Raw genomic sequence first — 13,085 nt, forward strand, 5'->3', positions numbered from 1 at the left:
ATTATTGATTGGCTTTTTTATTAATCTATATCATTTAAAAATTTGTTTGTTTCATCAACTATTACTTTTCTTAATGCAATTATTGCTATAAGGTTTGGTATCGCCATAAGCCCATTTACTATATCAGCTGAAATAAATATTACATCTAATGATATAAAAGCACCAATTGCAACTAATGCTATATAAAGTATCTTAAATGGAATTATTGCCTTTTCACCAATTAAGTATTCTACACATTTTTCACCATAATAATTCCATCCTAAGATAGTTGTAAATGCAAAGAATATAAGTCCAATATTAACAATATATTTTCCAACTATCATAATAGGAAAACCTGCTTCAAAAGCTGCTGTTGTTAAGTTTGAGCCATCTAATGGTGAATTAAACATACCTGTAATAACTATTACTATCCCTGTCATTGTACAAATTATTATTGTATCAAAGAAAGTACCAGTCATAGAAATTAAACCTTGTCTTGCTGGTGAATTAGTCTTTGCAGCAGCTGCTGCTATTGGTGCACTACCAAGTCCAGCTTCATTTGAAAATACTCCCCTACTTACTCCCTTTTGTATAACTGCTATTATAGAAACACCAGTTACACCTCCAAATGCTGCCTTAGGATTAAAAGCACTATATATTATTATTTTAATAGCTTCTGGTATATGCTTTATATTAAAAACTATTACAATTATTACTCCAATTATATAAATTGCTGCCATAAATGGAACTATAGCTTCTGACACTTTAGATATTCTTTGTATGCCACCTAAAGTTACTAATGCAACTAATATAGTAATAACAATTGCAGTTATAATTACAGGAAAATTAAAGCTTGTGTTTAATGCTTCTGAAATAGAATTAACTTGTGCAAATGTTCCAATTCCAAATAACGCAACTAAAACTCCAAATAATGCAAATAACTTAGCAAGCCATTTTGTACCCATACCATTTTGTATGTAATACATTGGCCCTCCTTTTACAACTCCATTTTCATCAAATTCCCTATACTTTATAGCAAGGACACCTTCTGCATATTTAGTAGCCATTCCAAAAAATGCTGCAATCCACATCCAAAATAAAGCTCCTGGGCCACCTGCTTTAATTGCTGTTGCAACCCCAACTATATTTCCTGTACCTATAGTAGCTGAAAGTGCTGTACATAAAGCTCCAAAACTTGATACATCACCTTTAGCCCCATCTTCCTTTTCAAATATAAATTTTAAAGCCATTTTTAGTTTTGTTATTTGTAAGAATTTAAGCTTAATAGTTAAATAAATACCAGTTCCTACTAATAAAATTAGAAGTGGTGGACCCCATAAAAAAGAATCGATTTGTGTTAAAATTTTTTGCATAAAAAATCCTCCTAAATTTAAAATTATGGAGGAGATTAAATAAAGCTAAATTATTTAGCTTTAAAAATCCCCTGTCCTTTTACCTGAGAGTTTGAGTAGAAAAAATATATTATCTACCTTGCTCCTTCGGTGCTCAAAATATACATATTGAGGCTCTCCAGAGGCTCGTCCAGTAGCGGTCCTAATACCTGAAAGATTTCCCTCTTCGGTGGATTAATTAAAATTAATCTCTCTCCCACTACCTTCATCCGAACATATCAAATTGTGATTGTATTATATTATATAAAATTAATATAAGTCAAGTTTTTATAATTTATATAATATATGTTTTTAAATTATATAAATTTACTGTATTAATTTTTCAATAAATTTAAACAATTTTACTTTAATGAGAATAGTAAAAAAACAATATATAAGAATAAATCTAATTTTTATGAGAAAAATATTTTTATTAATATTTATAAATTGGAGGAAAACTTATGGATAATAATTTTGTTGATGAAATTTTACAATCTACTACTTCCGTATCCTCAAACATTATAAAAAAGGAAATTCTTATAGATAAAGATAAATCAACACCTATAATTCTTATGTATTTAGAATCAACTGTTGATAAAGATATAATAAATAGAGATATATTAAATCCTATTATGAATAATTTTAATGTCTTATTTCCAGAAAATATGGATAAATACGAATTTTTAATTAAAGTTGCTTTGCCAGTATGTAATGCTAAAATTGAAACTTCAATTTCTGATATATCTAATGCTTTATCTTTAGGAAAAACCCTTATAATTTTTGATGGATATAGAAAAAGTATAATTATAGATACTACATCTTTTATATATAGAAGCGTATCTGAGCCTACATTAACTTCATCTATTTCATCAGCTAAAGAGGATTTAAATGAGTCTTTAGAAACTAATATATCTATTTTTAAACGTAGATTTAAAGATAAAAATTTAGTTATAAAAACAAACACGCTAGGTAGAAGAAGTAAAACTAATATAGATATTCTTTACGTAAAAGATATAGCTAACCCAAATGTCGTAAAAAACGTAACTAAAAAAATATCCGAAATAGATATAGATAATATACAATCTTTAGGTGAACTTCAACAATATATAGAAGAATTTAATTATTCTATAGCACCTCAAGGATATATAACTGATTCTGCTGAAAATGCAGTAAATAAATTAGCTGAAGGTAAGGTTATTGTTCTTATGGAAGGAAGTCCATTTGCTCTTTGTCTTCCTGCTTTACTGATTGAATTTTTTCATAGTCCTGATGATTATAGCCATAGAACTATAGTTGCATCTTTTGCAAGACTTATTAGATTTATATCTACAATTATTGTTTTAACTTTGCCTTCATTTTATATTATCTTAACTAAATTTAATGTTGAAATACTTGTTAATAAATTTGTTCAACCAATAGTTTACTCTAGACAAGGTATAGCTCTTTCACCATTTTTAGAGGTCTTTATTATGGAGTTTATAGTAGAACTTTTAAGAGAAGGTGGCGTAAGTTTGCCAAGTAAGGTCGGGCAAACACTTAGCATAGTAAGTGGTATCATAATTGGAGATGCTGCTCTTCAATCAAAGATAGTTTCTCCTCCAGCTCTTTTTGTAGTTGGCATAAGTGTAGTTGGTACATTTTTAATTCCAAATTATAGAATGGCTTTATGTGTAAGATTTATTAAATTCCCATTTCTTATTTTTTCAAATGCATTTGGACTTATAGGATATGTTATTTGTGTTTACTTAACTTTAATGTATTTATTTAATTTAAATATATATGGAATAGACTATGTTTGCTTTTATTCTGATGATATGAAAGACCAATTCATAAGAGGAAACTTAAAAAGGTTAAAGAAAAGGCCAATAATACTAAAAACACTTGATAAAATTCGTTATAATGATAATCTTTCCAAAAAGAATGGTGAAAATTATGATTAAAAGAAATCTTGAAATAACAACCAATCAATTTATATGTATGATAGTTGGTTATTCAATAGTTGCTTCGCAACTTAAATATCCATCTGTAATGAATAGCTATGCAGCACAAGATGGATGGATAATAACAATACTATCTGGTATTTATCCAATTTTATTTTTTTATTTATATAGCGTAGTTTATAAAGAATATCCTGATAAAAATATTATAGAAGTAAATAAGACTTTACTTGGAAAATTTATTGGAACTATATTTAATATAATATTTGCTATTTCACTACTTGGATACTCAATAATTGAATTTTCTGGATTTGTAATACTACTTATGAATACACTCCTTGCTTATTATACTAATGCCCAAATAACACTTATTATTTTAATTGTATCATCTATTGCAACATTTTTTTCTTTTAGATCTGCACTTAAACTTAGTCAATTATCTCTTTATCTTACTGTATTACTTATTCTAATTTTAGGGATTACATTAAAAGATGGTAGCATACTAAATATCATGCCTATCTTTTCTATAGAACCTAAAGATATTATTAAATCAACTTACCATGGAATTTATGCATACTCTGGCTTTGAAATAATGCTTTTATACTTTCCTTACCTTAAAAATAAAAGAGATTATAAAAAGATAGCAATTTCAACTTGCTTATTATTAATACTAATAGTTTCTTGGTTGGTATTCCTTGCTATTTTTTATTTTGGTCCAGATACACTAAATCTTTTTTATTTTCCATTGCTTAATTTAACTGCTTTTATAAATATACCAGTTGTAAATAACTTTATTATAATTTTTGTTACACTATGGTCAATACATGAATTTAAAAACTCAACTTTATCAATAAGTAATTTATTATATATATTACCTCCAAATAAAGATTCAAATTACAAAAAACTTTGGCTAATTATTATACTTCCATTTCTATATTTTTCAGTAAGTTCATTAATTAATATAAGTAACATAATTTTCTTTATAAATAAAATTCTTATAAACATAATGTTATTAGTACTTTTTAATATATTTATATTATTTATTGTTGTTTTAAGGAGGAAAACATATGAAAGAAAAAAAAATAATACCATTAAAAACCCTTAAAAGATATGCCCCTCCAATTTCAATAATTTTATTTCTTCTTATATCAACGCAACTATTTCAAAGTTATCAATTTTCTCAAATTGAAGATATAGATTTTGTTGCTGGTTTAGGTTGCGATATAGATACAAGTATGGAGAAAAAAATATATTCAATCCCTGTACTAACCTATGATTTTAGTGATATTAATCAACCTAGTAGTATATTAATAGAAACTAAAGGTTCAACCCCTGTTGAAGCTAGAGTAAACCGTCAATTACATACTGGTAAAAAGTTCTCTTTAGGTACAGAGAAAGTATATGTTTTTTCTAAAAAATTTGCAGAAGAAGGTATAAGCTTTGTCTTAGATGGACTTATGAAAATAAATCAAGTTTCAAACTCTGCTGTAGTTGTTACAACATCTAATGATCCAAGAGATATACTTACTCTTAAGATACCTGGCTATCCAACAGCACCAGATTATATGCTAGGGTTAATAAAATCTTTGCAATCATATTCATATTTTTTAAATAAACAAACCCTCTCTACTGCATATATTCAAAATAGTACAGAAGGTTGTAAATTCTTAGCACCAAATTTAGATATAGTAAATGATAAAATATATTTTACCTCTCTATCTGTATTTGATAAAGGTAAGATGGTTTCTTCTATACCTATAACACTAATGAAATATGTAAATATACTTAGAAATCCTAGTGGCTCTGGAATTGCTACATTTTCTTTAGATGATAATAATTTACTAACATTTAATGTAACTTCAAAAAGGAAGGTTAAATGCACTAAAAATGAAAATAACACATTTAACTTTGATATAGATTTAGATGTTAAAGGCTCTTTATCAAATAATAATACTTCAACTATTAAAATAGGTGATTTTCCATATAGAAAAAAAGAGTTAGAAGAAAAAATCGCAAGCTATATGCAATCTAGCCTTATAGATTTTATAAATATCATGAAAACAGATTATAAAATGGACCTTTTAAATCTTGGGTATATAGCAGCTTCTAAATATGGACGTCATAAAATAACAGATTGGGATGAAGAAATTTTAAAATCAACTATTAATGTTAATGTCAATTTTAAAATAAGTAGATTTGGTCTTGGTAGAATAGTTTTTGATTAAAAAAAGCTTAATACTATTTTAAAATAGTATTAAGCTTTTCTTTGTAATTATTCTACTCTATTTCTTTTTTCGCCTTTATTATATGCTCTTATGTTTTCTAATAAATCATTAAACAATCTATTTCTAGCTTCAATACTTGCCCAAGCTATATGTGGTGTTAAAACTAATCTATCTTTATTTTTAACTGATAATAATGGGTTTTCCTTTTGTATAGGCTCTACTGAAAATACATCAAGTGCTGCACCTGATATTTTTTCTTCATCTATTGCCTTTGCTAAATCTTCGTCTACAATAATTGGACCTCTTCCCATATTTACTATTACAGCTTCTTTTTTCATTTGGCATAAAGTTTCATAATTAATTAAGCCTTTTGTATTATCATTTAATGGTGCATGTATTGATATTATATCTGATTCTTTTAATAATTCTTCTAGATTAACTCTTCTATAATCTGAATTATTGTTTTTTCCTGAAGTTGAATAGTAGATTACATTTACACCAAATGCTTCACATACCTTTGCAACTCCTCTTCCTATAGATCCAAGACCTACAATACCCCAAGTTTTACCCATAAGCTCATTAAATGGTCTATCTAAATTAGTAAACATATGAGAATTTGAATATTCTCCTGATTTAACAAAATTATCATAATAACTTATCTTATCATATAAGTGTAATAACGTAGCAAAAGTATGTTGAACTACAGTGTTAGTTGAATATCCTGCAACATTTGTAACTGCTATACCATTTTTCTTTGCATATTCGATATCAATATTATTAAATCCTGTTGCCATTTCACATATTAATTCTAAGTTTTTAGCATGTTTTAAATTATCTTCATTTAATATAACTTTATTAGTTAAAACTATATTAGCATCTTTTATTCTATCTACTACCTCTTCTTTGTTAGTCATATCATAAACTATGCATTCTCCAAATTCTTTTAATAAATCATAATTTACATCACCTAATGTTTTGCCATCTAAAACAACTAGTTTTTTCATAATAGTATCACTCCTTCATATTTACCTAAATTTATTTTATCATATATATCTAATAATTTTTTGTATTTTATGATAACAATGTGTATTATTTAAAATATTTGACAAAAATAATAATAGATACTAAAAATGAAAGGAGTTTTATATATGAATGACATGAATTTAGTATGTTTAGCTTGTGATCATTCTTGTAACCTTACTATAAATATTGACAATTCTAAAATCGTATCAGTAAGCGGAAATAAATGCAAAAACGGTATCTATTATGCTAAAAAAGAATGTATAGTCCCATCTAGAGTAATTACAACTGTAATATGTGTTGATAATGGAACTAGTAAAACAGTGCCTGTAAAAAGCGAAATTGACGTTCCGAAATCACTCATTTGCAATATATTAAAGGAGCTTAAAGACTTAAGAGTAAATGCACCAATTAATACAGGTGACATAATAAAAGAAAATATATGTAATACAGGCATCAATATAATAGCAACTAAAAGCGTAGAAGTTTCATCATAAAATTTTTTCAAAAAATATATAAATTTTTGTAATACTTTTCTTACTACAAACGTATAATGTAATAACAATACCTCTCTAGAGATAGAAGATTCACTTCTAATAATCTAAGATTTATCACAAAAAAATCCAGTATAAAAGAGCTACGCTTTTATTACTGGATTTTTTATTTTATAAATTTATCTTATATAATTAGAAACAATGAAAATTATCCATAAGTGCACAGGATAGAAGACATAAAATAACCATCTTAAATCCCTGCCTTTTTTTCCATTATATATATAAATAAACGGTATTGAAAATACCATCATCCATAAAGGATAAGTTAACATCGCATGTATATTAAATCCTGGTAAAAATAATGCTGAAAAAACAATGATTGCAATATACATATCTCTTCTATTGTTAAAGCACTTATAAAATATAAACACAAATACAGGACCTATTATTAAAGATTCACTTGCTATCCCTAAGGAAACAGCTACTATAGTTTTAACAAAAGCTGACTTATAATCTTTTGTTCTAAACTTACTCATTCCATTTAACATTATAAATCCAGCTACTAATGATATAAATATATTATTTTGTAGCATATTTAGCTTTGAATCAAATACATGCATTAATATCCCCCTTGATGCTATCATAAGGAAAATATATATACATGCTTTCTTATCTGATATAAACTTATCTTTAAGTGATAAATACATGATTATTATTCCAACTATTATTATTCCTATAACACATAGATAAGATGTAAATTTAAAATCACTATAAGCTAAATGACTTCCATCTACCCCTCTTAACAATGCTAGAGAAATAATTATATTTCCTAAAAACATAATCTCTGATGCAACTAATAATCTCTTTAAATAATTAGCCTTTGATGATGTTTTAAAATATCCCTCAACTAAAAGATAAAAAAATACAGGCATTACTACTCTACCAACATAATGAAACCAAAATGGTGCGCCATTAAAAAATACAGCAATGTGATCAAGTAGCATAAATAAAATCATTAATATTTTTAATTTAAATCTATCCATTATTCCTCCTTAGTTCTAACTTTTATATTAATAAATTATACCTCTTTAAACTTTACATTAAAAGCCTTTTGTAATAATATCTAAATATATAATATAAAGAGGTGAAAAAATGTATATTTTATCATATAAAGTTGATTATAAAGAAGTTGATAACATAATAACTAATTTGCAAATAAACGATATATTTAATGTCTTCTATGAAAATCCACTTGAAATAACCACTGATGAATTTGGTTATGGTTATATTGAAAAAGAAGATGAAGAAATAATCCTTAAAGTTACTTATGATGAAGATCTTAATAATTTTGAAGACTTTAAGAAATTAGTTTCAGACATAGTAGGTAAAAAAGAGGATAATATTGAAGAAGTAAATTATGAATATGAAGAATTTTCAATTCCAGCTATACATATAAATGATGAATGGGTATTAGCATCTCCTGATGAAGAAGTAGAAGGAAAGAAAAAAATAAACTTTATATCTCAAGGGGCCTTTGGTACTGGACTACATGAAACAACTAAAGATTTGTTATCAATAATACTTTCAAAAGATTTCACCAATAAGAGAGTATTAGATATTGGAACTGGTTCTGGTATTTTATCTTTAGCTACTTCTATTAAAAATGCATCTAACGTCATAGCACTTGATATTAGAGATGTTAAAGATGAAGTATTACTTAATGCATCATTAAATAATATTAATAATATCGATGTTTTAGTTGGTGATGCTTTATCTAATGATGTTAGTATAAGTGGAGAATTTGACTGGATATATATAAATATAGGTGGAGAAGAAACAGAAATGTTTATGCCACTTATCAAAAAACATCTAAAAAAAGATGGTAAACTTTTAATATCTGGTTTAGTTGAATGGAGTTTTGATTCTGTAAAAAATATGGTTGAATCTTATGGTTTTAAAATGATTGAAAAACATCAAACAAATGAATGGTGCACTGCTATATTTAATTAATAAAAAAGAGGATTTTAAAAATCCTCTTTTCTTTTTACTTTAAATTTAATAAGTAAACTCTAAATTTTCTTTTATATTAAAGAAGTCTGCATAATCTATATCAAATAATGGCTTTTTAACTCTTGATACATCTATCTTTTCTTTTATAAGTTGAGTTAAAACTCCTACATAAGATAAATCACCTTGTATTATTGCACCATATATTTTTCCGTTTTTATGGATTATCTTTTTATAATTATTTTCATCTTTTTGGACTTCTACTATATAATCATCACCTGAAAGATTTGCATTTCCTAATGACATAGTTGGAACTCCAACAAAGTTCATAGTGTTTTTACTTGCAAAGAAATCTTCCATAAATATTTCATTGCCAGTCATATTATTTGCTGCTATAATACCTTCTTTTACAGCAGTTGGCCATATAGGATTTCTTCCTGTTACATCTCCAGCACCATATACATCTCTAGCATTAGTTTCGCCTTTTTCGTTTATTATAAGGCCAAATCTATCAGTTTCAACTCCACTATCTTTTAAGAATGAAACATTTGATCTAACACCTGTTGCTACAATTACAAGTTCACATGGAACCTCTTCTCCTGTATTTAAAACTAGAGATTTTGGATTATTATTTTCATCAACTATTATCTTTTGTGCAGCAACTCCTAGCTTTAAGTTAACACCATGTTCGCTAAATTTTTTCTTATAAACATCTGATGCATATTCATCTAATTGAATTGGTAAAACTCTAGTTCCCATTTCAACTAAACTTACATCTATTCCTTTACCTAAAAGTCCTGATATAGCATCAATTCCAACTAAACCAGCACCTAAAACTACAGCACTTTTTATAGTTTTAGAAAGTTCTTTTATCTTTTCCGCATCATCTAAGTTTCTAAGACCTATTACATTATTAGCTGCTCTTAAATTTTCTACTGGTGGTATAAATGATGATGCTCCACTACAGATTAAAAGTTTATCATAATTTAAAGTTTCTTCATTTGATAATTTTATTGTATGTTCTCTAGAATTAACTTCTACAACTTCTAATCCTTTAAGCCACTTTATATTATTTGTTTCAAAGAAATTTTCTGTAGTAAAGTCTAACTTTTCTACTGTTCTATGTCCACTTATATAGTGATGTAATATACATCTTGAATAAACATGAGTATCTTTTGAAACTAATATTATTTCAGCATCTTTATCTAATTCTCTTAAAGTTTTTGCTCCACTTATCCCAGCCGCTGAAGCACCTATTACTATATATCTCATTACTCATCTACCTCCTCTAATGTAATTGCACCCATTGGACATTTAGCAACACATTGAGGTGTACCTTCTTTAGTAGATACACACATATCACATTTCATTATTTCTTTGTGTTTTCTTGAATCCTCTTTTAAGACTCCATAAGGGCATGCCATTACGCACATATAACAGCTAGCACATCTGTCCTTATCATAAAGTACATAGCCAGTCTCTTCATCTTTATGCATAGCACCTGTCATACATGTATATACACATTCAGGTTGTGTACAATGCCTACAGAAAATAGGAGTATACTTTCCTTCACTTGTTACAGTTATTCTGCTTCTAGTTTCTTCCCCATCATGACTTACTATACAAGCTGTAGTACATGTTAGACAACCAACACATTTTTCTCTATCAATTTTTATTCTTTTCATTTAATTCTACACCTCTTAATTTAGCTTATCTATTTTTACAATTACAGTTTTAAATGAAGGCTCTTTTGAATATGGATCATATATTGATGGTGTTAAAGCATTTGTTTCTATATAATGTATTGGAGCATATAATTGATTTTCCTTAACATTATCTGTTATAACAGCATTAAATTCGCTTGATTTTCCATATTGATTTGTAATTAAAATTCTTTCACCATTTTTTATATTAAGCTTTTTAGCTAACTTAGAATTTATTTCAACATAAGATTCTTTTGGATATATTGAAGTTGATACACTAAATTCTCTTGTTCTTGTTTGAGTATGCCATTGTCCAACTGTTCCTCTACCACTATTAAATATGTAAGGGAATTCTTCAGTAGGTTCATTTTCATTTTTACTTATATCTGCAAACACAAACTTAGCTCTTCCATTTTTAGTAAAATATTTTCCATCTTCATATAGTCTTCTTTCATCTTCAACTAATCTTTCGCCTTTCTTTAATGGCCATTGAACTCCTTTTGAAGATTCTAACATTTCAAAATCTACTCCTGTTATATCACAAGGCATTCCTTCTGTACATTGTTTAAGCATTTCAAAGACTTGTCTTGGAGTTCTCCAATTGTCAAGTTGACTTCCCATGCCTAAAGCTTCACCAATTCCTAAAAGAATTTCAAAATCAGTTAATTCATTTTCTTCTTTTTGTAGTATTGGCTTAACAGCTGATATTCTTCTTTCTGTATTTATTATAAATCCTTCTTTTTTAATTGCAGGAACTGCTGGTAACATTAAATCACAAATTTGTGCAGTATCTGTATCGCTATATATATCTTGAACTACTAGAAAATCAACACATTCAGCAGCTTTTTTAAATTGTTCATTGTTTACCCATGAATGTCTTGGGTTAGTGCAAAGAATCCATAAAACCTTTATTTCTCCTGATATACATTTTTCTATTATTTCATTATATGGAATAGTTGGTTTTTGAGGAAGCATTGACTGATCCATTCCCATAATCTTAGCAACTCTTTCTCTTTGATCCATATCAGCATAATCTGCACCACCATAAAGTGCTGTTTGATTACTAAATACTCTAGAACCCATAGCATTACATTGTCCTGTTAATGAATTAGCACCTGTACCTGGTCTTCCTATATTTCCTGTCATAAGAGCTAAGTTTATGATAGCTTGAGCTGTTCTAACTGCTTCATAACCTTGGTTAACTCCCATTGTCCACCAGAAAGATACTCTCTTTCCACTATGGATTGTAGTTGCAAGGTCTATCACTCTTTGTTTTGATATTCCTGTCTTTTCTTCAACATCTTCTAAAGTAAACTTTTTAACATGTTCTTTAAATTCATCGAAATTATCAGTGTAATTATCTATATATTCTTGATTTATCCAATTTTTCTCTATAAGAACATTTGCTAATGTATAAAGAAGTGTTAAATCAGATTTAGGCTTTATATCTATCCACTCATCAGCATTTAATGCAGTTTCTGTTCTTTTTGGATCTATTACTATCTTTTTAGCATTTTTATTTTCTTTTACTTTTCCCCAGAAAATAGGATGAGCTACTACTGCATTTGAACCAATCAAAATTATTGTATCTGAAAGTTCTGCATCCTTTAATGTATATGGTGGCGCATCAAAACCAAAAGCTTGCTTATGAGCAACTACTGCACTTGCCATGCAAAGTCTTGTATTTCCATCCCCATTAGCTTGCAAGTAATCTCTTACTATATGTGCTAAAAGTGCCATTTCTTCTGTAACTAATTGTCCTGTACTTATGAAAGCTACACTTTCTTTTCCATACTTTTCTTGAGATTCTTTTATTTTATCAGCAAATGTTTTAAAAGCTTCATCCCACTTTATTTGCTTCATCTCTCCATTTTTATCTCTTAATAATGGAAGGTTAGGTCTTTTAAATTTTGTATTTTGTTTATCTAAATTTACCCCTTTTATACATGAGAATCCTTTATTAACTGGATAATCAGCTGTAGGCATTACTTTTATAATTTTATTATCTTCAACATAAAAATCCATATTACAAGCAAGACCACAGAAATTACAAGTTGTTTGCTTTTTCTCCATAAACTTCACTCCATTTTCTTTGTTTCGTTAATTTTTTGTCAGTTTTTGATTTTTATCATAGTAATATAGTAATTACTGTGATAAAAATCACACTTCTTGAGTTTAGGAGATTTTTCATAAATTTTAATATTTTATGAACTTTTTATAATGAATTTATATTTATTGCAACTTTTTTCTATATTTTATCTAGCTTTAATTTTTAATATTTTCATCCAGAAAATCACAAAATGTTTATATATTCATTAAAAATATATAT

11 protein-coding genes and 1 riboswitch are annotated in these 13,085 nt (G+C 27.3%); of the genes, 5 read left to right on the top strand and 6 right to left on the bottom strand.

The features are described 5' to 3' along the window. Positions 1 to 20: 20 nt before the first annotated feature. Positions 21 to 1,352 (bottom strand): sodium:alanine symporter family protein, encoded by a 1,332-nt coding sequence (locus tag SPJ33_RS04875; RefSeq protein ID WP_321116847.1) that lies wholly within the window; start codon positions 1,350 to 1,352, stop codon positions 21 to 23. Positions 1,353 to 1,413: 61 nt separating this feature from the next. Further along, a riboswitch (glycine riboswitch) is annotated at positions 1,414 to 1,523 on the bottom strand. Between the two features lie 308 nt (positions 1,524 to 1,831). Between SPJ33_RS04875 and SPJ33_RS04880 the strand changes: the two genes are divergently transcribed. The 3 genes from SPJ33_RS04880 to SPJ33_RS04890 are packed head-to-tail and all read left to right on the top strand — an operon-like array spanning position 1,832 to position 5,532. After that, positions 1,832 to 3,310 carry a spore germination protein gene (locus SPJ33_RS04880; protein ID WP_321116848.1) on the top strand — a complete coding sequence of 493 codons (1,479 nt, stop codon included), beginning with the start codon at positions 1,832 to 1,834 and terminating at the stop codon, positions 3,308 to 3,310. Next, on the top strand, positions 3,303 to 4,412 hold the full coding sequence (locus SPJ33_RS04885) for an endospore germination permease (RefSeq protein WP_321116849.1): 1,110 nt from the start codon (positions 3,303 to 3,305) through the stop codon (positions 4,410 to 4,412). Before SPJ33_RS04880 ends, SPJ33_RS04885 begins: the two co-directional genes overlap by 8 nt. Next, positions 4,375 to 5,532 (top strand): Ger(x)C family spore germination C-terminal domain-containing protein, encoded by a 1,158-nt coding sequence (locus tag SPJ33_RS04890; RefSeq protein ID WP_321116850.1) that lies wholly within the window; start codon positions 4,375 to 4,377, stop codon positions 5,530 to 5,532. The genes SPJ33_RS04885 and SPJ33_RS04890 overlap by 38 nt, the downstream gene beginning before the upstream one ends. Before the next feature lie 47 nt (positions 5,533 to 5,579). Here SPJ33_RS04890 and SPJ33_RS04895 read toward each other — a convergent pair whose 3' ends face one another. Then, positions 5,580 to 6,536: a D-2-hydroxyacid dehydrogenase gene (locus tag SPJ33_RS04895; protein ID WP_321116851.1), complete on the bottom strand. Its 957-nt coding sequence runs from the start codon at positions 6,534 to 6,536 to the stop codon at positions 5,580 to 5,582. A gap of 144 nt (positions 6,537 to 6,680) precedes the next feature. Between SPJ33_RS04895 and SPJ33_RS04900 the strand changes: the two genes are divergently transcribed. After that, entirely contained in the window at positions 6,681 to 7,049 is a 369-nt protein-coding gene (locus tag SPJ33_RS04900) for a DUF1667 domain-containing protein (RefSeq protein ID WP_321116852.1), read from the top strand. A gap of 176 nt (positions 7,050 to 7,225) precedes the next feature. On the opposite strand, the gene SPJ33_RS04905 is transcribed toward SPJ33_RS04900, so the two are convergent. Continuing rightward, positions 7,226 to 8,089 carry a TraX family protein gene (locus tag SPJ33_RS04905; protein ID WP_321116853.1) on the bottom strand — a complete coding sequence of 288 codons (864 nt, stop codon included), beginning with the start codon at positions 8,087 to 8,089 and terminating at the stop codon, positions 7,226 to 7,228. 109 nt (positions 8,090 to 8,198) lie between these two features. Here SPJ33_RS04905 and SPJ33_RS04910 point away from each other — a divergent pair, with 109 nt between their 5' ends. Beyond that, the gene (locus SPJ33_RS04910) at positions 8,199 to 9,056 is read left to right on the top strand and encodes a 50S ribosomal protein L11 methyltransferase (protein WP_321116854.1); all 858 of its coding nucleotides are present in this window, start codon (positions 8,199 to 8,201) and stop codon (positions 9,054 to 9,056) included. A 45-nt stretch (positions 9,057 to 9,101) separates the two neighbouring features. Here the strand turns inward: SPJ33_RS04910 and SPJ33_RS04915 are convergent, their stop codons facing one another. Genes SPJ33_RS04915 through SPJ33_RS04925 form a run of 3 tightly spaced genes read right to left on the bottom strand, consistent with a single transcriptional unit; the run spans position 9,102 to position 12,829 of the window. Then, positions 9,102 to 10,325: an NAD(P)/FAD-dependent oxidoreductase gene (locus tag SPJ33_RS04915; protein ID WP_321116855.1), complete on the bottom strand. Its 1,224-nt coding sequence runs from the start codon at positions 10,323 to 10,325 to the stop codon at positions 9,102 to 9,104. Beyond that, positions 10,325 to 10,738: a 4Fe-4S dicluster domain-containing protein gene (locus SPJ33_RS04920; protein ID WP_321116856.1), complete on the bottom strand. Its 414-nt coding sequence runs from the start codon at positions 10,736 to 10,738 to the stop codon at positions 10,325 to 10,327. The genes SPJ33_RS04915 and SPJ33_RS04920 overlap by 1 nt, the downstream gene beginning before the upstream one ends. A 15-nt stretch (positions 10,739 to 10,753) precedes the next feature. Next, on the bottom strand, positions 10,754 to 12,829 hold the full coding sequence (locus SPJ33_RS04925; RefSeq protein WP_321116857.1) for a molybdopterin oxidoreductase family protein: 2,076 nt from the start codon (positions 12,827 to 12,829) through the stop codon (positions 10,754 to 10,756). Positions 12,830 to 13,085 lie beyond the last annotated feature (256 nt).

Source organism: Clostridium sp. (genome assembly GCF_034179595.1).
GTDB lineage: Bacteria > Bacillota > Clostridia > Clostridiales > Clostridiaceae > Clostridium.